The organism is Arthrobacter sp. 92 (assembly GCF_050260325.1).
Classification (GTDB): Bacteria; Actinomycetota; Actinomycetes; order Actinomycetales; family Micrococcaceae; genus Arthrobacter.
On sequence record NZ_CP189864.1, the window covers coordinates 24,561 to 43,134 of the forward strand.

Here is an 18,574-nt window from a genome sequence, read left to right on the forward strand (position 1 = left end):
TCAGAGAAAAGGATCAGGATCGGACGAGCTGCCTGAACGGGACTTCTTCGACATCTCGAAAGCGAAATCCTCCACCCACCGTTCGACAGGATGATTCGGAACGGACCGGCAGGTGACACTAATTGCGTCCGCGGTTTCCCTCAGCATCTCTTCAGAGAGATCCGGTAGAGCCAGGGCAATCCGAAGGCTCTCCAAGTAGATGTGTCCGAGTTCGTGATAGATGCAGTGAAGTTTGTATTGCTGCGACTTCTGTGGGGGGAAATAAACGTTTATGCGATCTTCAAATTCGGCTTTGAAGGCCGTGAGCGCACCCCAGGACTCGTTGTACTCGATCAGATTGATCGGCTTCTCGCAGATCACGGTCAAGCGTTCGACGACTTCCTTCATCGACGTCGTGCCGTTACCGCACAACTCCCGAACCTTGTCCTGAACCGGTGGGAGAGTCATTCATCCTCGCCGTTCATCGACGCATCGATAATCCTTGTGATTGTCCTCAGTGTTTCCGGCGAAGTCGCGCCCAGGTTTCTCGCGGCGAAGTTCTTCACCTTGAGCTTGCGCATCTGCACAAGGAACTCCATCCGCGCTTCTACCTCGGGAGGAGTCTCACTGTTGAGATCACAGAGGTAGCTGGCCGGTACGGCAAAAACGAACTCTGCGATGCCCTTCAGGAGTTCCTGGTCGGTCACCAGGCTGCCAGTGCCATTGATCAAGTATGACCACCGTGTTCGCGACAGATGGATTCCGTGGGTCGAAAGTGCTTCTTCCACATGAGGGTAAGTGAGCGCCGCGTTGTTGTCCGACTCCCAGATATCCACCAGGATGCCCATGCGATCAGCTAGGCGCTCTTTTTTCTGTTGTTGCGTAAGGAACACGCTGCGGGCCCCATTTCCCATCGTTAAAGCTCCTTCAGCCGAGGTCAGCTGCTTATGGTGCGGCCACTACACAGAGCAGGCGGACAGCTGACACAAAATTTTACCTGATGACATTCGTAGCGTATAGGCCATGAGTAACTACTGAGTTGTGCATGTGCGGAGCATGTCTGTAGGCTTTCGCTTACTTGAGTTCTTGGGGGATTCAAGTCGATGCCGCCGGCCAACACGTCCTGTATAGCTACAGTTCCCTGAAGCCGGGGGAGGGTGATTCGCACACATGGAGGAATACCGCGTGCCCAAGCTTATTGGGAACAAGGCACCGCTGAACTGCCTTGTTTTGCCAGACCAGCATTACCGAGCCTGGCTGGCAACGCAGCGGTACAACATGTCCTTCGGTGAGTACGTTGGTGCTTTGACAGCGGTAATGTTTTCATCCCGGAAGGCTGGCGAAGCGTTCAGCTCGGCGGTGACCTGGGGGATCTCTTCGACGGACACGTGGCCGGCGAAGCCGCACTCACCGAGGCGGTGGGCGACGAAGTTGGTGTTCGTGGTCGGGGCGCCTTTGTCGACGCGGTGTCGGGTTGATGTGTTCACGCCTGTTTGTATGCGGCACAGCTCCAATGTCGTCGGTCCGACACTGGACTCAATCGGTTTCAGAAAACGCGACACGCGGCCGTTTTCTGAAAACAAATACCCGAACTTGTAATTCCGTGGTGGTAGCTTCAAGACAGCCGCATGAAGGATTCGTTTATATCCGGAAGCAGCTGCAGCACCAGCGAACGATGAAGCACTACCGGCTCTACGGCTCCGGTACGAGATTCAAAGGACTAAGCACATGACGGCAGTAGCAGTTAATCGAGGCGGCGGGCGCCCCAGCAAGGGCCTGCGCAAATTTATTGGCTTCCGAAGCCCGGAATGCACCGCTGACGGCATTGCCAAGGTCGCAGCAGCCAAAGGCCTAACCGTATCCGAGTACGTCCTGTCGGCAGTGGAACCACAGCTGCAGTCTGACCTGGCGGCACTTGATCTGCACGAGTACCAGCAGGAGCTCCCCATCGCATTAGCCTCTTAAAAAGTTGAAGGCCCGCTCTAGGCGGGCCTTCGAAGCTTCTGATTCACGAACTGGATTTGCTTGGCGGCGAGACAGTTCGTAAATCCTAGATGGACCTTCTCAGGTCCTTCAGTTTTGCTATGAAACCGATCTGGCAGGATCGGCCCTTTGCTATTCCCTGAACAGGAACAAACTCATCGTACATGGACAATCATGTGCGCCGCCAGCTATATCTGCCGCTGGCGTGTCGCGCAACTCTTACTCGGCATGCTCGCCCGCTGACGCGTGGGCCGCTTTGGCGCCTGTCCTCGCAGGTCAGCCGCGTGTTCGACTCTCCAGAGACGCCGGAAAGACCTACCCGCAGAAACACGAGCGGGCTCTCACTGAGGCGCTGCCCACGTTCCCTGCGGCCGTCAGGATATTCGGAAAAGACGGCACCTGCGCCGCGATCTTCCTCGACTTCGACTCCTCGGTAGCCGGCATCGACTGGGTTCTCGCCGACGTCCGGGCCGTTCAGACCTGGCTGCACTCGGTCGGGGCCCGCTGGATTGAGGACTACTCCCCCAACGGCGGCCGCCACGTTTACATCCCGCTGGAACAGCGGGTCACCTTCGCTGAAGCGCGTGATCTTGTCGAGGCGCTGGGCACCCGGTACCGGACCCTGGACAAGACCCCACACCAGAACCTTCTCCACGGCTGCATGCGCACACCCGGTTCCCCGCACAAGCGCGGCGGCCACCAGGAACTCGCGATGAGCCTGTCCATGGCCTACGACGTCGCCCGCCGGCCCAACTCCGCCGGCATCTGGGCGGCCATGAACGCTGACTTGGCGGGGGAGATCAACGCGGTCCGGGCGCTGCGGCTCGAGACGACCTTCACTCCCGTGGCCAAGGATGCGCCGACGATCACGCATCCGGCAGGGAGGATGTCGAGGGTCATTCAGGTGATGGCGCAGACCGGGCTCTACGACTCGAACCGGTACGCCTCCGATTCGGATGCCCGCCAGGCAATTGTCACCGGGGCCGCAGCCGCCGGGCTCCAGCTCGTGGACGTCGAACGCCGGATGATGCAGGGGACCTGGCCAGGGCTCGCCTCCTTCTATGCCCGTTATGCCTCCCGCCACCGCGTCCCGGCTCTGCGTCGTGACTGGATCAATGCGGTCGCCTACCTGAGCAAAAACTCGTCAACCGGGGAAGGGAATAACAATGTCCGCAGATCCCCCACAAGCCAGCCAAATACACAGCCCCCAGAACTAAAGGGCTTGAACCAAAACTCGAATCCCGATGCAGAGCATCGGTTCATCCGGACATGGCGGAATGCGCTTCGAATCAGGGAGGTGAACTACCAGGACTCCAGGATAGGAATGGCACGAAGAATGGTGCTGAGGTCACTGGGGGAGGCGGCCCACATGACAGCATCCCGGTTCATTGAATTTGGTGTCCGGTCCATCGCCGTCGCTACCGGGCTCGACCATACGACCGTGGCTTTGCACTTGAAGGCCCTCCGAGCGGAGAAAGATCCCCTCATCACCCTGGTCGAAGAAGCTCGCGGGACCAGGGGCGATCTGTACATGCTCACCGTCCCCGAAGAGCTGAAGACCGCGGCCGAGGACACGTCCTGGCAGAAAGGAAAAATCCATGCCCTCCGCCCGGCATTCAGGGAATTGGGGCTGCCGGCCGCGTTCGTATACGAAGCCCTGGAGCACTCCCCCGCAATGCCGATCACCGACCTCGTCCGGGTCACCCGGCTCTCCCGCTCAGCGGTCAACGAAGCCCTGGAAATACTCGCCGCCTGGAACCTGGTGACCCGGAACGCCGGCAAGTCCTGGTCGGTGGTGGCAACGACGTCGCTGAAGCAGCTCGCCGAACACCTTGGGGTTCTCGAAGCCGTCGCCGCGCAGCTGCAGCGTTACCGGATCGAGCGGATCATCTGGCGCGAATGGCTTGCCAGCAACGTCAACACCGTCGCCGAACTCCTCTCCCCCGGGGATGATTACCCATGGGAGGCCTTCGAGGGGCCGCCCGATGACTGGGCCCTGGCGGACATCGCGTTCAGCAGAGCCGAGTAGGGCCTACGCCGAAGGTCTGCCCTTCGGCAGCCACTTCCCCACCGCAGGACCGAATTCCCGCAGCGCACAGTTTCATGCCATAAGCCATGCCATAAGGACTATGGGAAGTGAGGCCGGAAGTCACAATCGGGCGTGTAGGGGTGGCTTGTGAAAAAGTGAAATATCCAACGTTAGCGCCGACATTTCGGGGTCGTAGTATCAGCCGAAAATCAGGCGGATATGGTCCGGTAGGCTCCTGAGCTGGAATCTTCGGATCCTGGCAGGAGGTGCTGGTTGGCGAGACAGGTGTTCGCGAACATCAACTTCTTCGGAGCCATCGAGGTCGACATCGAGGGTGGGCTGGCGCGGACTGATTGCCGGGAAATTCACGACCCACCCGATGTTCCGTCTCCCCGTGTTGAGCCCCACCACGGAAACCCGCGAATTCAGCTTGGCGTACGGTCTGGGTCGGGGTACTTCGGACCGTGGATTCTTCCCGGGAGGACATTGGGCAGGTGCAGCGCGTCCGGGTCTGGCATGAGCCGCATGACCCCATCAGGATCGTCCCGATCATGGGCCCCTCGTGGGGATGTTCTGGACAGATGAGCGGGACCAGGCGCGCATCGGGCTTATTGGCTGGCGTACGATGTTAGCCAAAAGGTTGCGCAACCTGTTTGCAGACATGGAGGGCAAAGCGCTGTGATCATGACCATGGCGGACGTGGCGAGGGCGGCCGGGGTTTCCGTGACAACGGTGTCCCATGTGCTGAACAAGACTCGCCGGGTGAATCCCGGTACAGCGGCTGCCGTGGAGGAGGCGATCGCGGCGACCGGTTACATCCCGGATCAGGTGGCGCGCTCGATCCGGACTGGCGGCACCATGACCATCGGATGTGCCGTTTCAGCCATGTCGAATCCATACTTCGCCGAGATCGTGCATGGGGTGGAGAGCGCCGCGGCACGAGCGGGGTACTCGCTGCTTCTGACCGATACGCATGAGGACCCCCAAGGGCAGGCGCGTGCAGTCGCCACCTTGCTCAGCCGCCGCGTGGACGCCGTCATTCTGGCGCCGAGCCACGATCCGACCGCCACCATCGATCAGGTGACCGGGCGCGGTATTCCACTCGTGCTCATAGACCGTTTCTTCGACGCTCCTGTTGATCAGATCGGGTCCGAGAATATCGAACCGACCGCGAAGCTCGTCGACCACCTTGCCGGGCTCGGCCACTCCAGAATCGGTTTGGTTGCAGGGCGCGATGGCGTCGCGACCACCGCTGAGCGGCTTGAAGGCTTTCGAGTTGGCATGCGTCGCAACAAGCTGAGGGTCGCGCGGCAGCTCGTCGCATCCGGCGCAAATCTGGAGGCCTATGGCGTGGTGCAGCGCTTTCTCGCACTGCCGAATCGGCCCACGGCTCTCGTTGTCGGCAGCAATCGCATGACGATAGGTGCCATGCGTGCAATACGGGACGCGGGGCTCACGGTGCCGGATGACATTGCTCTCGTGGCATTCGACGACTTCGAATGGGCGGACCTCTTCCACCCGAGGCTCACGGTGATCGGTCAGGCGACTGCCGAGATGGGCGAGCGCGCGGTGGGCATGGTTCTGAGCCGTCTGGCGGACCCGGAACTGGAACCGAGGATCGAACGCCTGCCCGCCGTCCTGGTTCACCGGGAATCGTGTGGCTGCGCGGAACCCGTCTGAGGGCGGTTGCGTCGCCGTGATCTGACCTGCCGTCCAAAGTGCGTCGCCCCGAACCTTCGGGGTCGATGGGCTCACAGGACCTTGGGCCATTGAGCGAGGCCGCCTATGGAACCTCCCGAAGCCTCAGGCCACGCGGATGCGAGGCCCGAGGCACAGGCCCCTCCCGTTATGCTTTCGTTACCAAAATGATCGTGCCAAACGGTTGCGCAATCTGTTTTCTAAGATGATGATTGATCCATGACTCGGGGCCTAATGGGCCGGGGAGGCCCCCGCCGATAGTGCCCCGGGACGTCCAAAGTGAGAGATGAAGCGCCTTCGCGGCCCGATGGTTTGTTCCGCCGCCAGGCCGGACCATTCGAAACCCGCGGCGACCCGTTCGTCGCGAGGACAGCAGGGTCGGCCCGCCGCCGAGACCAGCCCGATTAGACCACGAGAGAGGGAACCGACCAGAGCATGAGCACCGCGACTGAAAGAACCGTCCGAAGTATCGAAGACACCAGCTGGACCGCGTCCGCGATGCGGTGGGGCCAGATCAATATCCGCGAGATCGAGCCGGCCGTGTTCGACGTGGCCTGGTGGGAGGACTACTGGAGGCGGCTGCGGCTGGACGGCATCACCCTGAACGCGGGCGGCCTCGTTGCTTATTACCCAACCGAGCTCGAAGACCAGCACCGGAGTCCCTGGCTGGGAGACCGCGATCTGTTCGGTGAACTGGTCGAGGCGGTACGACGTTGTGACATGAGGGTGCTCGCGCGGATCGACCCGGGCGAATCATACGAGGACGTGTACTTCCGGCACCCGGATTGGTTTGCCGTCGAGGCCGACGGTTCGGTGATGCGTGACGTGAGCAACCCGGAGCTGTACGTGCCCTGCATGAACGGGCCGTACTACCGGGAATTCGTTCCTCGGATCATCGAGGAGATCCATGCCAAATACGATGTCGATGGTATCTTCTGCAGCGAATGGGACGGCCGGGGCCGCATATGCCATTGCGTGCGCTGCGCGCAGCTGTTTGGGGAGCTGCCGCAGGAAGTGGGGGATTCGACATGGAAGCGATGGGTACGGTGGCACGAAAGCCGGCTCGCGGATCTGTGGAAGTTCTGGGATTCGACGAGCCGTGGCATCAAGCCCGGCGCATTCTTCATGGGCAACCACTCTGAGCATGGCTTTCTTGCCGACGGGGCCGAGATGATCAATGTTGACCATCAGCACCGGCTGTATGACGAGCCCCTGTGGGCCGTCGGAGAGCAGGGTAAGAAAATGCGGGCCATCACGCGCGGGGAGAAGCCCTACTTCCACATTTTCAGTTCGTACAGCTACGCGCGGCATGTGGCGAAGCCCGAGGCGGAGTACCGGCTCTACGTCGCCGATGCCGTGCTGGCCGATTCACGACCGTGGTTCACCATGATCGGCGGCGTGCAGGAGGACAAGCGGCAGTTCGGTCCCCTGGAAGACATGTACCGATGGCATTTCGAAAACCAGTCCTACCTGCGGAATCGCAGCAGCCTCGCGGAGGTCGCCATCGCCTTCGACGATCGGGATAGATTCCTTCCCGAGGATCGGCGGCCAGATTCTTTCCGGGGCATGTACTACGCGCTGCTGCGCAGCCGCATCCCTTTCGATCTCGTGCATGTCGGCCGTCTCGAGGACGACACGCTCGACCGGTATCGAGTCCTGGTGCTTCCCAACCGGGCGTGCATGACGGAGGCCGAAGCCGAAACGATCCGCCGCTTCGTCCGGCGGGGAGGATCCGTCGTCGCCACGTTCGAGACCGGCGCACGGGACGAATGGGGTGAACCGCGGGCGGCGGGGCTGCTTGATGACGTCCTGGGCGTCGCCGGCAGGTACCCGGCCATGGGGGCGCTCGAGCATTCATATTCGGCGGTGCATGGCCATCATCCCTTGCTTGACGGACTCGAAGCGACCGGGCTGACGCTCAACAGTCCGCTGGTCTGCCCCGTCGTAGCAGCAGAGGGGACTGACGCCTCGTTGCTGAGCCTCATTCCGCCGTACATCTACTATCCACCCGAGATGTCCCACAGCCGTACCGGCGACAGCGGACTCCCCCTGCTCTTGGTCACCGAGGGCACAGGATCGGAGGGTCGCCGGGTTTACTGGCCCGGTGACGTCGACGCACTGGTGTACAAGGCGAACTCGCCGGATCACCTCCGGATGCTCGGCAATGCGGTCCGCTGGGCCCTCGGGAAAGATCAGTCGGTCCAAGTCAACGGCCCGGGGCTCATTGAAGTGCAGCCGTACCGGCAGGCGGGGAATCTCCAGGCACATTTGGTCAATTTCAGCAGCCCCGACGCTTGGCGGGCCCCGGTGCACGAGCTGCTTCCCGTCGGTCCGCTCACTATCCGGATGCGGATTCCCGACGGCGAACGGGCAGCCGACCACGCACGTTGCCTGGTGTCCGGCCAGACCCTGCCGGTGACCGTCGAAAACGGATGGGCCCAGGCGGAGCTGCCCCGTCTCCTCGACCACGAAATCGTTGTATTGGAGCTGTCATGAATCGCATTATCACCTCTCAGGTCGTTGACCTCACGAGACCAATTACGAACGGAATGGAGGCCCACATCACGACATCCGTCGTCCCCCTGCTGCGGATCGGCGAAGCATCGGGCCGGTTCGATCCCCCGTGTGAAGGTTTCGCGGCCAACGTGCTCGTCATGAGCGATCACTGTGGGACCCATCTCGACGCGCCGTCGCACTTCATCCGCGATGGTGCGGGCGTCGACGAGATCAGCGTCGCAAACCTTGTGCTCCCCGCAGTCGTGCTCGACCTCAGCGAATGCCAGGGCAGGCTCGTTCAGACGCAGGACCTCGAGGCCGCTGTTGCCGCGTTGGGCACGCCGCCGCGGGCCGGCGAGGCTGTCCTGCTGAACACGCGGCACAGCGACGGGACGGGCCGGGGTCTTGACCGCGGTGCAGCGGAATGGCTGGTCGCGACTGGTGTCGTCGCGGTCGGTACGGACCACATGGGTATCGACGACCCGGGTACCAGGGATAGCGCCGCACACATGGTTCTGCTGGGTGCCGGGATTCCGATCGTCGAGAACCTGACGGACGTGGAGACGATCCGTGGCCGGCGATTCCTTTTCATCGCGCTGCCCTTGCGGATCGAAGGCGGGACGGGCTCGCCGGTGCGTGCCGTCGCAGTGCTGGAGAACCTGTTGGAGGAGAGGGTATGAGGTACAGGAGGCTTGGCCGTACGGGCCTGCAGGTGTCTGAGGTTGGGGTCGGCGGCGCGCCGCTCGGCATCGAGGACTACCTCGAGAAGTGGTCCCCGGACACCGCGGAGTCGGAGCGGTCCGTCCGTGACATGTTGTCCCGGGCGATCGGCCTGGGTTACAACTACATCGACACGGCGCCGAGCTACGGCGCCGGCCGCAGCGAGGAGCTGATCGGCCTCGGGCTCGACGGCGGGTTGCGCTCCAAAACCTGTCTCGCCACCAAGTTCCTTTGGCGCGGGCAGGACAAAGCGGCGGTCATGGAAAGCGTGGAGGCATCCCTCAGGCGGCTGCGCACGGACTATGTCGACGTGCTTCAGATCCACGGCGACACCGGGTATGCGTACACCCCCGAGGACTTCCGCTGGATCATGGAGTCCGGTCCGATGGAGGCGATGCAGCAGCTCCGTGAGCAGGGCAAGGTCCGATACTTGGGCATTACCTGCGAGGAGCCCGTTTCGCTGGTTCCGTTCCTGGAAACCGACCAGTTCGACATGATCCAGATCAAGTACAACGTGATCCACCAGGGCGCGTGGCACAACGTGATACCGCTTGCGGCCAAGCTCGACGTCGGCGTCGTGGTGATGCGGCCCTTGACCAGCGGGATCTTCCAGAAACTGATGCGCAATGCGCGGCCGGATATCGAAGAGCTTGTCGACCTGAACGAGCTCGCGCTCAATTTCATCCTCTCCGAGCCGGCGATCGCCAGCGCGATCGTCGGTGCCCGGCGCCCCTCGGAGGTCGAGCGAAACAACGCTATCTCGGATGCCGCGCGACGCATCGATCTCGGCGAACTGCAGGACCGCCGCGTCCGCGGCTGAACAACCGACCAATGAAAGGAACTGGCATCATGACCACAAAACGCGCCTTCATCGACGCAGGCAAGCGGATCCTCCTGGGCGCTGGACGCGAGCGTGAGCGCCCAAAGCGAACCCCTCGGCCGTCGGCGGCACGCGTCGGCCGTTCGGCGGTCGCCACAGCGGCAGTTGCCGTCATGCTTGCGGCGGCCGGCTGCTCCGGCGGAGGTACCCAAGCATCGCCGGACAAAGCGAATCTGACCTTGGGGTTCTGGGTCGCAGGGAACGAGGACCAAGCGGCCTGGCAGAAGGTGGCCGATCAGGCTGCCCAGGACCACCCGGGCATCACTGTCACATTGCAGGGTGCCGCGTGGGAGAACTACTGGTCCAAGATGGGCACGATGCTGGCGAGCAGTGACGGGCCGTGCATCGTGGGCATGCAGAGCCTGCGCCTGCCCGCCTACACACAGGCCCTGCTCCCGCTCGACGATCTGATGGCGAAGTACGGAGTGAAGGCCGGCGACTTCGACAACTCGATCCTGGACGGGCTCAAGAGCGACGGGAAACAGTACGCCATGCCGTACGACACCGGGCCCCTGATGATCTTCTACAACCGCGACCTGTTCCAGCAGGCCGGAATCCCGGAGCCGAAGCCAGGCTGGACGATGGACGACTTCAAGTCAGCGGCGAACAAGCTCACCGCCGGCGGCCGTCACGGGTTCGTGGCTGATCCTCAGGACGTCTTCTCCATGCCTTGGGTCCTGGACTTCACCGGCGCCCAGCCGCTGAAGGACAAAGCACTCGCCCTGACCGACCCGGACTTCGTCTCGGGGTACCAGCAGTTCGCCGACCTCGTGCTCAAGGACAAGGTGGCGCAGCCTGTGCCGTCCTCTGGCCGAGACTTCGCGACCACGGAGTTCTCCTCCGGCAACGCCGCGATGAAAGTCGACGGTCCCTGGTCAGTGATCGGTCTGCGGGACCAGGTCAAATTCCACGTTGGCCTTGCGCCCATGCCTGCCGGCCCTGGCGGTTCGAAGTCATACACCCTGGGCTCGGGATTCGGGATCTCCAAATCGTGCAAGAACCCGGACGCAGCGTTCCAGGCGATCGCATCGATGACCGGCCAGAAGGCCCTGACCGCGCTGGCGGCCACAGGCCGGGCCTACCCGTCTCGGCTTGCGGCACAGGACGCCTGGTACCAGGCCGCCAACATTCCCGGTGCCCGCGAAACACTCGAATTCGCCGTCACCCACTCGACTCCGCTGATAACGGCGAAGAACTGGGTGAAAGCAGCAGACCTCTACAGCCGGTTCGGCGTGCAGGTGCTCAACGGCGGGATGTCCGTCGACGAGGCAATGAAGCAGGTCCAGTCCCAGGTCGGTTCCGGTTCCTGAGCCTCGCAGCCGCACCAAGGAGTCGACAATGACAACGACAGCATACAGAGAAACCGCGGGCCGGCCGGCGACGGCCGGCCCGCGGGGGGGGCCGGCGACCCGGTCGGTGACCCGGTCGGTGACCCGGTCGGTGACCCGTACCCGATCTGCCTGGGTGTTCCTCGGGCCCAGCCTTCTCGGCCTGGCGATCTTCACAGTGTTCCCAACCGCCATGGCCCTCGGCATGAGCCTCTTCGACTGGCCTGTGTTCGGCGATCGTACCTTCATCGGTCTGCAGAACTACCAGCACCTATTCGACGATGCCGTGTTCCAGCACGCGATCCTGAATACCTGCCTGTTCGTGGTTCTCTACCTGCCGCTGAACCTGCTCGTGTCCATGGGGCTGGCGATCTGGGTCTCGCCCCGGATCAGGGGGCGCGGCTTCTACAGGGTCCTGTTCTTCATCCCGGTCATGACGCCGATGGTCGCCAACGCGATGGTATGGCGGCTGCTCTTCCAACCCGGCGGCCTCTTGGACAGTGCATCCCAAAGCGTGTTCGGGGTGCCCACACCCAACTTCCTGGCGTCCTCGGGCTGGGCGATGCCCGCCGTCGTCGTGATGTCGGTGTGGCAGGGCTTCGGCTACAACTTTCTGATCTTTTCGGCAGCCCTGGACCAGGTGCCGCAGGCGCAATTGGAAGCGGCAGATATCGATGGGGCCAGCCCGCTGCAGCGGTTCTTCCACATCACCTTGCCCACTATTACTCCGTCGATCTTCTTTGCGACGACGATGACCCTGATCAGTTCGTTCCAGGTGTTCTCCCAGCCGTACATCCTCACCCAGGGCGGTCCAGGAGATTCCACCGAGACCCTGGTGATGTATGTCTACAACCACGGCTGGCAGTTCCTCGACATGGGGATAGCCGCGGCCGCGGGTTGGGTGCTCTTCGTCATCATCATGGGAATCACAGCAGTCCAGTTCGCCGGCCAGAGGAAGTGGGTGGGTTATGAGGTCTGAGCGCACCAAGCGGTCCGCAGCCAGGGTGGTCCGAAGCCTAGTGTCGCAGGGCGCCCTTCTGGTCGTCGGTATTGCGTTCCTGACGCCGTTGCTCTTTGCACTGGCGACGTCCCTGAAGCCCGCCGACGAAGTCTTCACCGCCACGCCACAGCTGATCGGATCGGAGATCCGGTGGAAGAACTACCTCGACGCCTTCGAGTTCGCACCATTCGGCAGATACTTCATCAACAGCCTGCTGGTCTCGGTGATGGGAACCCTCACGGTCATTGTGGCGAGCAGCCTGTCGGCATACGCGTTCGCACGAATGCGGTTCAGGGGACGCGAAGCGCTGTTCGTGGTCTTCCTCGGGACCCTGATGGTGCCGCAAGAGGTGCTCATCGTGCCGATGTACTGGCTGATGCAGACCCTCGGCTGGGTGGACAGCTACGAGGCATTGATCCTGCCGTGGGCGTTCACCGCCTTCGGGACCTTCCTCCTGCGGCAATTCTTCCTCACCGTGCCAATGGAGCTCGAGGAAGCTGCCAAGGTCGACGGTTGCGGCCCGTTCCGCTCATTCCTGCGGATCATGCTGCCGCTCGCCAAGCCGGCCGTCGCCGTGCTCGCCGTATTCACGTTCATCGGCTACTGGGGCAGCTTCCTTTGGCCGCTCATCATCGTGAACGACGTTCCCTCGAAGGGCACCGTTCCCCTCGGCCTGGCCCAGTTCATCGGGCAGCAGGGGACCCAATGGAATCTCATGATGGCAGCGTCGATCCTCGCGATGCTGCCGACCATACTCCTCGTGGTCCTTCTTCAGAAGCATCTCGTCGGGGGTCTGCTCTCGAGCGGCCTCGGTGGACGCTGATCGGCCGTCCGGATGGATTCAATGAACAATTCAATGAACAATGAACAAGGGAGCTTCGACTGATGGTCATGGACCAACGGCACTCATTCACAGTGAGCCTGCCCAATGCAGAGCTTGTGGAGGCCTTGGGCACCCAGCAGGGCGTCGACGCAACGATGTGGGCCATGGACGGTCCGGCCCCGCGCAACGCGATCGACCTCGTGGTGGTGCCCTACATGTCGCCGCCAAGCATCCTAAGGTCCCTTGCCGGGGTGCACACGCAGCTCGTGCAGAGCCAGACCATCGGATTCGAGGGCGTTTCAGCTGAGCTTCCGATGGGTGTGCGCTACAGCAATGCAGCCGGAGTCCATGAAGCCTCGACCGCTGAGCTGGCGCTCGGGCTGATGATCGCCGCGCAGCGCGAAATAGGCATGTACGCTCGCGCGCAGGTCCGCGGTGAGTGGCGGCACCACAAGTCCAGGGCGCTGACCGACTCGAGAGTCATGGTGATCGGAAACGGCGCAGTCGGCCGGGCCATCGCCGCCCGCCTGGAGCCGTTCGAGGTGGACGTGGTGCGGGTCGCAACACGCGGATCGGTCGACGGACCGAGAACGATCTTCGGGGTCGATCAGCTGCCGTCCCTGCTGGGCGAGGTTGACATCGTGGTCCTGGCGGTTCCGTTGAATGCGTCCACGACGGGGTTGGTGGACCGAGGGTTCCTTCAGAGGATGAAGCGGGGTTCTCTCCTGGTGAATGTCTCGCGCGGTCCGGTGGTCGTCACCCAAGACCTGCTCAAAGCGGTGGCATCCAAACATGTCCGCGCTGCGCTCGATGTCGTTGATCCTGAGCCGCTTCCGCCAGATCATCCGCTGTGGGGCCTGGACGACGTCTTGATGACCCCGCACGTCGGCGGGCACAGCGAGGCGATGACGCCACGTGTCGTCGCCCTGGTCAGACGCCAGATCGCGGCCCTGCAGAGCGGATCGGAACCGCACAACGTCGTCGTCGACAGGCGCTTCAGATGAGCGCGACAGTGCTGATCGCCCCAGATTCGTTCAAGGGCACCGCAATGGCGCGAGACGTTGCCGAGGCGGTGGCTACGGGCTGGCATGACATTCGCCCGCACGACGTCGTGCGGATCCTGCCGATGGCAGACGGCGGCGAAGGAACGCTCGAGGCAATTGAAAGCGCAATTCCGGGCGCGCAGCGCGTGAGCCTTGCGGATGTCCAGACGTTGGGGCCGGCCTCCTCAGCCTACTGGCTCAGGCTCCCGGACAACACGGGGGTCGTCGAGTTGGCCGTGACGAACGGTCTCGGGCTGTACGACGAGCTGCGACCGCTCGACGCGGATACGTTCGAGTTCGGCCAGGTTATCGCAGCGGCGATCCGGACCGGGGTGCATCGCCTGATTCTGGGGATAGGAGGAAGCGCCTCAAGCGACGGCGGCGCCGCAGTCCTCAGTGCTCTCGGCGCGAAGTTCATGGACCGCTCCGGCCACCCGATTGTCGCTGGTGCGAGAGGACTTCTGGATCTGGCCGTGTTTGATCCGAGCGGCCTTCGGGCGTTGCCGCCCGGCGGCGTTAGGGTTCTGACAGACGTGGTCAATCCGCTTCTCGGCGTGAATGGGGCAGCGAGGATCTATGGTCCGCAGAAGGGCGCCACACCCACTGATGTGGACCTTATCGAGCGCGGACTCGCGAACCTTGCATCCTTGCTCCCGGTGGATCCGGAAACACCGGGAGCCGGCGCCGCCGGCGGAACCGGATTCGGCTTGCTGGCGTGGGGGGCGGAGATCGTCTCAGGTGCGCACGGGGTGGGAAAGCTGTGTGGATTCGAACGCGAGCTGCACGGTGCTGATGTCGTCATCACGGGCGAAGGCAGATTCGACGAACAGAGTCTGTACGGCAAGATCGTCGGACATGTCGCGGGTCAAGCCCGCGCGGCGGAGAGAGCGTGCCTTCTGGTCGCAGGAAGCATCACGGCTCCGACGTCGCCCTTTGCCGCCCACGCCGAGCTGTCCCGGCTCGCCGGCACCGAAGAATCGGCACGGAACGAGCCCCTCCGTTGGCTGCGCAGGGCTGGATCTGCACTTGCAAGCGAGTGGCGCGGTCCGTTGAGAACGAGCCGTACCTGACGGACCGGCTGGACAACAGACCGGCAGGCCAACGCTTCGAAAAGAAAGGACATGGAAAATGGCTTTCCCAAGGACCTCAGGCACCGAGGCCTCAAACCACGCATCGTATGGCGTCTTTCTCTACGCCGAATTCACAGCAAGGGCCGAGCACATGGACCTCGTCACGGAGCTCATCGCCGCCTACGGCATCGAGGTCCGCATGGAACCGGGCAATGTCCGGTTCGAGCCCTACATCCGGGGCGAGAATCCGGCGCAGTTCGTCGTCTTCGAGGAGTATGCCTCGAAGGAGGCATTCCGAGAGCATCTCTCTGCAGCTAAGGGTGCGGCGTTCAACGAACGGCTCCGACCGCTCATCGAGGAGCCAGAATCAGTGCTCCACTGGCTGACCCCGTCACCCAACCCAGCCCCGTGATAGGACGGGCACCGTTGGTCTGCCGCGCAGCCCGGCCAGGCGCCCTGCGTCAGCCGTCAGTGCCGAACGAGGCTGGGCCGTCCACGCCGAGGTCGAGGGTGAGCGCTTTGCGGTCGGTCTTGCACTCCGGATTGTGGAAAGCATCGGTTTAGCTCGTGCCCCAGCGTAGCCAAGTGCTCGAGAGCCGACGGAAGGGGCTCGGGCCAGCCTTAGCAGGGTATCTAGGACGTCAGCTCCTCGGAACGGCAAGGGACCTAAAACGATCGTTCGCAAGACACTCCCAGGCGTCTTCGCAGAGTGGCGGAACCAAGCGGCCAATTTTGTAACGCTTCCCGCGTACGCTCCTACGTAACGTCCAACCCCGCTGATGATACGTTTCGGGGATGCGAATCGGATATGGGCGTGTCTCAACACGCGATCAGCACCCCGAAGCCCAACACGATGCCCTGCGCGCGGCCGGCTGCGAGCAGATCTTCCTCGACACGGCATCCGGGAAGCTCGCCCGCAGGCCCGAACTGGACAAAGCGCTACTATCGGCCAACCGGGCCGGCGATCAGCTTGTCGTCACCAAACTCGACCGGCTCGGGCGATCGCTGGAACACCTCATCGAGCTCAGGACAGGCTCAATTCGCGGCCCTCGACAAGGACTCTCTCGCGTTTCGGTGTCATGGCGGAACTTTGTCGCTGGGGGGAGCGGGAGTGAAGGGGGCGATCGGAAACGCTGCAGTCCGCGCCGCCCTGTGACGGGCGGCGCGGGCTGCAGCGGTCGAGCTGGTCCTGTTTCAGGCTAAGGGTCACCCCGTCCATGCTCCGACGGTGAGGAGGAGGTTGCCGTAGAGGCGCTGCTCTCCTGTGGCGATAGCGAGGGCAACGTCGTCTGAACGCGCAGCGGCGTAGAACTCGCTCCGCCCGAGCGTCGAGAGCGGCAGTCCCAGCACGGCCGCGAACTCGCCGCCGATCGGCGGAACGTCTCCGTCCGGCGGCACCATGACGCTGGCCGCCTCGAACTGTGCCACTGAGGTCAGTGCGCGCAGCACGGTCACCGCGTCCACGACCCCCGGCGTCAGGTTGAGGTGGATGAGCTCGGCGCGCTGACCGATTCCCGTGGAATGCGGGTAGTTCGCATCCGCGAGAAGGACACGTGCGCCGTGCCCGGCGCCCGCCAGGGCACGGAGGATACCGGGGTGGATGAGGCCGGTGGTCAGCATGCTGCTGCCTCTGTCCGGTGCTCGGCCACGGACCGCGAGAGGAGCCACTGCAGCATGGCGTCCCAGTCTGCATGCTCGTGGGCGGATCGGCCGGGGTCGCGGTCGTCCAGCGGCGGGAGGTCTTCGACGACCTCCACGATCCCGCCAGCCTGCTGCAGTGCGTCCGCGAAGACGCGGCCCTGCTCGCGGGCTGGCACGATGTTGTCCACGTCGTTAAGGCGGAGCTGGACCGGAACCCCGCGTCCGGCCAGGGCCGCCACATGGGCGAGCGGCGACCGCTGCGACCATGCGGAAGGGTCCAGTTCCGGCTCGGCGCCGACCTCGTCGCGCAGCGCGTGGGCATGGTGCGCGCCGCCCTTTGCGAGGTGGCAGTACCAGGCTGCCGGATCCGTGACGGGGTTCTGGGCCGCCACCGCGGCTACAGTGTCCCCGAGCGTGGCGGCGAGCAGGAGCGATTCCTGCCCTCCCATCGAGAGTCCAGCCGCCACGACGCGGTTTATATCGATCGGGAGCCCGGCATCGACGGCGTCGCGCAGTGCGTCCCGATAGGCGGTCAGCTGCGCCGGAAGGCCGGTCGACATGCCGGTGTAGCGTCGGCCTTCCGACTGGATCACTAGGGCCGCGGCTCCTGCGCGCCGTGCTGCCGGTGCGATGCCGGGTACGTCGCACAGGGTGCGAGGTCCGGCGGGTTCGCCGAACATCGATCCAAGGGCGGTGAAGCCAAACGGGTGCGGCGCCATCACCAGCGGTACCGGCGCCTTTCCGCCAGGGTGGTAGAGGAAAGCCCGGCGCCGGATGCCGTCTTCGCCGTCGACGGTCCAGTCGAGGAGCATCTCGGGTTCGGCAAACCCCGGAGCCATACGGGCGGGAGTTCCGATGTCAATCGGCACTTTCGCCTCCCAGGATGCGGGAAATGCCGAGTGCTATGAGAATCACGAGACCGTTGACTGCGGCGATCCAGTAGCTCTGCACTTGCTGCAGCGTCAGCAGGTTGACGACGAGGGCCAGGAGGACGACGCCGGTCGCAGCGCCGATGATGCTGCCCTTTCCTCCGTTGAGGCTGACGCCGCCGATAACCGCGGCCGCGAAGACGGTGAAGATCAGGTTCACGCCTTGATTCGAGGCAACTGCCTGGACGCGTCCTGCCTCCATGATCCCGCCAAGGGCTGCGAGTACACCGGCAACGACATAGACGCCGATCCGGATGCGGTCTACCCGGATGCCGGCGGCCCGGGCCGCGTCACGGTTCCCGCCGATGGCGTAGATGGCCCGGCCACTTTGCGTGTAGCGCATGTAGAGCCCTGCAGCTGCGAAGATGGCGACAGCCAGGAGCACTGAGGACGGGATGCCCAGGATCGACTGGGTGCCGAGCCCCGTGAAGACCGGGCCGAGCTCGTAGATGGTCTGTCCGGAAACGAGGCCGGTCTGGAGACCTGCCAGCAGTATGTACATAGCGAGCGTCAAGATGAAGCCGTTCATTTTGGCCTTGCTGACCATGACCCCGTTGAAGACGCCGACTGCGGCTCCGACGAGCAGGGTGATAACGAGTCCGACCACCGGGTGGAGCTCGGTGCCGAGCCCGTGGCTGACGGCTGGTGCGATGAACCATGCGCCAACCATGGGCGCAAGGCCGTATGTGGACTGCAGGGACAGGTCCATGCCGCCGGAAATGAGGATGATGCTCTCGGCGACGACGACAACTCCGAGCGCTGCGGACTGCAGGCCAATGTTTGTGAAGTTCGCCGCTGTGAGGAACGCGGGGTTGATGATCCCCCCGACGATCAGGATGACGGCGATGACCGGCAGGAGAGCGAAATCGCGGACCAGGGTACGTACGATATTCGTTCCCCGGGTCCTGGACGTGGCGTGAACCGCCGGCAGCGTTATGGTCTTGGTGCTCATGAG

19 protein-coding genes are annotated in these 18,574 nt (G+C 63.4%); 13 read left to right on the forward strand and 6 right to left on the reverse strand.

Going from position 1 to position 18,574, the window contains the following annotated elements; translation table 11 throughout:
* From ACP4XC_RS22035 to ACP4XC_RS22045, 3 genes are all read right to left on the reverse strand, one after another.
* Positions 1-447: a hypothetical protein gene (locus ACP4XC_RS22035; RefSeq protein ID WP_427175269.1), complete on the reverse strand. Its 447-nt coding sequence runs from the start codon at positions 445-447 to the stop codon at positions 1-3.
* A complete protein-coding gene (locus ACP4XC_RS22040) occupies positions 444-893 on the reverse strand; it encodes a hypothetical protein (protein WP_427175270.1) in 450 nt (149 codons plus the stop codon). The genes ACP4XC_RS22035 and ACP4XC_RS22040 overlap by 4 nt, the downstream gene beginning before the upstream one ends.
* Positions 894-1,223: 330 nt before the next feature.
* Positions 1,224-1,466 carry a hypothetical protein gene (locus tag ACP4XC_RS22045; RefSeq protein ID WP_427175271.1) on the reverse strand — a complete coding sequence of 81 codons (243 nt, stop codon included), beginning with the start codon at positions 1,464-1,466 and terminating at the stop codon, positions 1,224-1,226.
* Positions 1,467-1,707: 241 nt separating this feature from the next.
* On the opposite strand from ACP4XC_RS22045, the gene ACP4XC_RS22050 reads away from it, so the two are divergent.
* The 13 genes from ACP4XC_RS22050 (at position 1,708) to ACP4XC_RS22110 (ending at position 16,252) form a co-directional block, all read left to right on the forward strand.
* Complete coding sequence (locus tag ACP4XC_RS22050; RefSeq protein ID WP_427175272.1) at positions 1,708-1,944, forward strand: hypothetical protein; 237 nt, start codon at positions 1,708-1,710, stop codon at positions 1,942-1,944.
* A 223-nt stretch (positions 1,945-2,167) separates the two neighbouring features.
* The gene (locus ACP4XC_RS22055) at positions 2,168-3,991 is read left to right on the forward strand and encodes a MarR family transcriptional regulator (RefSeq protein ID WP_427175273.1); all 1,824 of its coding nucleotides are present in this window, start codon (positions 2,168-2,170) and stop codon (positions 3,989-3,991) included.
* A gap of 684 nt (positions 3,992-4,675) precedes the next feature.
* The gene (locus ACP4XC_RS22060) at positions 4,676-5,671 is read left to right on the forward strand and encodes a LacI family DNA-binding transcriptional regulator (RefSeq protein ID WP_427175292.1); all 996 of its coding nucleotides are present in this window, start codon (positions 4,676-4,678) and stop codon (positions 5,669-5,671) included.
* A 453-nt stretch (positions 5,672-6,124) separates the two neighbouring features.
* Entirely contained in the window at positions 6,125-8,185 is a 2,061-nt protein-coding gene (locus ACP4XC_RS22065; protein WP_427175274.1) for an alpha-amylase family protein, read from the forward strand.
* The gene (locus tag ACP4XC_RS22070; RefSeq protein ID WP_427175275.1) at positions 8,182-8,865 is read left to right on the forward strand and encodes a cyclase family protein; all 684 of its coding nucleotides are present in this window, start codon (positions 8,182-8,184) and stop codon (positions 8,863-8,865) included. Before ACP4XC_RS22065 ends, ACP4XC_RS22070 begins: the two co-directional genes overlap by 4 nt.
* A complete protein-coding gene (locus ACP4XC_RS22075) occupies positions 8,862-9,725 on the forward strand; it encodes an aldo/keto reductase (RefSeq protein ID WP_427175276.1) in 864 nt (287 codons plus the stop codon). Before ACP4XC_RS22070 ends, ACP4XC_RS22075 begins: the two co-directional genes overlap by 4 nt.
* A gap of 29 nt (positions 9,726-9,754) precedes the next feature.
* A complete protein-coding gene (locus ACP4XC_RS22080; protein ID WP_427175277.1) occupies positions 9,755-11,095 on the forward strand; it encodes an ABC transporter substrate-binding protein in 1,341 nt (446 codons plus the stop codon).
* A gap of 28 nt (positions 11,096-11,123) precedes the next feature.
* Entirely contained in the window at positions 11,124-12,092 is a 969-nt protein-coding gene (locus tag ACP4XC_RS22085; RefSeq protein WP_427175278.1) for a carbohydrate ABC transporter permease, read from the forward strand.
* Positions 12,082-12,936, forward strand: coding sequence for a carbohydrate ABC transporter permease (locus tag ACP4XC_RS22090; protein WP_427175279.1), 855 nt, complete (start codon positions 12,082-12,084; stop codon positions 12,934-12,936). The genes ACP4XC_RS22085 and ACP4XC_RS22090 overlap by 11 nt, the downstream gene beginning before the upstream one ends.
* Positions 12,937-13,004: 68 nt before the next feature.
* On the forward strand, positions 13,005-13,940 hold the full coding sequence (locus tag ACP4XC_RS22095; RefSeq protein WP_427175280.1) for a 2-hydroxyacid dehydrogenase: 936 nt from the start codon (positions 13,005-13,007) through the stop codon (positions 13,938-13,940).
* Entirely contained in the window at positions 13,937-15,049 is a 1,113-nt protein-coding gene (locus ACP4XC_RS22100; RefSeq protein WP_427175281.1) for a glycerate kinase, read from the forward strand. The genes ACP4XC_RS22095 and ACP4XC_RS22100 overlap by 4 nt, the downstream gene beginning before the upstream one ends.
* A gap of 58 nt (positions 15,050-15,107) precedes the next feature.
* Entirely contained in the window at positions 15,108-15,461 is a 354-nt protein-coding gene (locus ACP4XC_RS22105; RefSeq protein WP_427175282.1) for a putative quinol monooxygenase, read from the forward strand.
* 383 nt (positions 15,462-15,844) lie between these two features.
* Positions 15,845-16,252 (forward strand): recombinase family protein, encoded by a 408-nt coding sequence (locus tag ACP4XC_RS22110; protein WP_427175283.1) that lies wholly within the window; start codon positions 15,845-15,847, stop codon positions 16,250-16,252.
* A gap of 3 nt (positions 16,253-16,255) precedes the next feature.
* Here ACP4XC_RS22110 and ACP4XC_RS22115 read toward each other — a convergent pair whose 3' ends face one another.
* From ACP4XC_RS22115 to ACP4XC_RS22125, 3 genes are read right to left on the reverse strand one after another with little or no spacing between them, the layout of a single operon-like run.
* Positions 16,256-16,669, reverse strand: coding sequence for an RbsD/FucU family protein (locus ACP4XC_RS22115; RefSeq protein WP_427175284.1), 414 nt, complete (start codon positions 16,667-16,669; stop codon positions 16,256-16,258).
* A complete protein-coding gene (locus ACP4XC_RS22120; protein ID WP_427175285.1) occupies positions 16,663-17,559 on the reverse strand; it encodes an alpha/beta hydrolase family protein in 897 nt (298 codons plus the stop codon). The genes ACP4XC_RS22115 and ACP4XC_RS22120 overlap by 7 nt, the downstream gene beginning before the upstream one ends.
* Entirely contained in the window at positions 17,549-18,571 is a 1,023-nt protein-coding gene (locus ACP4XC_RS22125) for an ABC transporter permease (protein ID WP_427175286.1), read from the reverse strand. Before ACP4XC_RS22125 ends, ACP4XC_RS22120 begins: the two co-directional genes overlap by 11 nt.
* Between the last annotated feature and the right edge of the window lie 3 nt (positions 18,572-18,574).

Excerpts from the sequence above, each read along its gene's own strand:
- ACP4XC_RS22035 (WP_427175269.1), bottom strand. The coding sequence starts at position 447 with ATGACTCTCCCACCGGTTCAGGACAAGGTTCGGGAGTTGTGCGGTAAC.
- ACP4XC_RS22040 (WP_427175270.1), bottom strand. The coding sequence starts at position 893 with ATGGGAAATGGGGCCCGCAGCGTGTTCCTTACGCAACAACAGAAAAAA.
- ACP4XC_RS22050 (WP_427175272.1), top strand. The coding sequence starts at position 1,708 with ATGACGGCAGTAGCAGTTAATCGAGGCGGCGGGCGCCCCAGCAAGGGC.
- ACP4XC_RS22060 (WP_427175292.1), top strand. The coding sequence starts at position 4,676 with ATGACCATGGCGGACGTGGCGAGGGCGGCCGGGGTTTCCGTGACAACG.
- ACP4XC_RS22065 (WP_427175274.1), top strand. The coding sequence starts at position 6,125 with ATGAGCACCGCGACTGAAAGAACCGTCCGAAGTATCGAAGACACCAGC.
- ACP4XC_RS22070 (WP_427175275.1), top strand. The coding sequence starts at position 8,182 with ATGAATCGCATTATCACCTCTCAGGTCGTTGACCTCACGAGACCAATT.
- ACP4XC_RS22075 (WP_427175276.1), top strand. The coding sequence starts at position 8,862 with ATGAGGTACAGGAGGCTTGGCCGTACGGGCCTGCAGGTGTCTGAGGTT.
- ACP4XC_RS22080 (WP_427175277.1), top strand. The coding sequence starts at position 9,755 with ATGACCACAAAACGCGCCTTCATCGACGCAGGCAAGCGGATCCTCCTG.
- ACP4XC_RS22085 (WP_427175278.1), top strand. The coding sequence starts at position 11,124 with ATGACAACGACAGCATACAGAGAAACCGCGGGCCGGCCGGCGACGGCC.
- ACP4XC_RS22090 (WP_427175279.1), top strand. The coding sequence starts at position 12,082 with ATGAGGTCTGAGCGCACCAAGCGGTCCGCAGCCAGGGTGGTCCGAAGC.
- ACP4XC_RS22095 (WP_427175280.1), top strand. The coding sequence starts at position 13,005 with ATGGACCAACGGCACTCATTCACAGTGAGCCTGCCCAATGCAGAGCTT.
- ACP4XC_RS22100 (WP_427175281.1), top strand. The coding sequence starts at position 13,937 with ATGAGCGCGACAGTGCTGATCGCCCCAGATTCGTTCAAGGGCACCGCA.
- ACP4XC_RS22105 (WP_427175282.1), top strand. The coding sequence starts at position 15,108 with ATGGCTTTCCCAAGGACCTCAGGCACCGAGGCCTCAAACCACGCATCG.
- ACP4XC_RS22110 (WP_427175283.1), top strand. The coding sequence starts at position 15,845 with ATGCGAATCGGATATGGGCGTGTCTCAACACGCGATCAGCACCCCGAA.
- ACP4XC_RS22115 (WP_427175284.1), bottom strand. The coding sequence starts at position 16,669 with ATGCTGACCACCGGCCTCATCCACCCCGGTATCCTCCGTGCCCTGGCG.
- ACP4XC_RS22125 (WP_427175286.1), bottom strand. The coding sequence starts at position 18,571 with ATGAGCACCAAGACCATAACGCTGCCGGCGGTTCACGCCACGTCCAGG.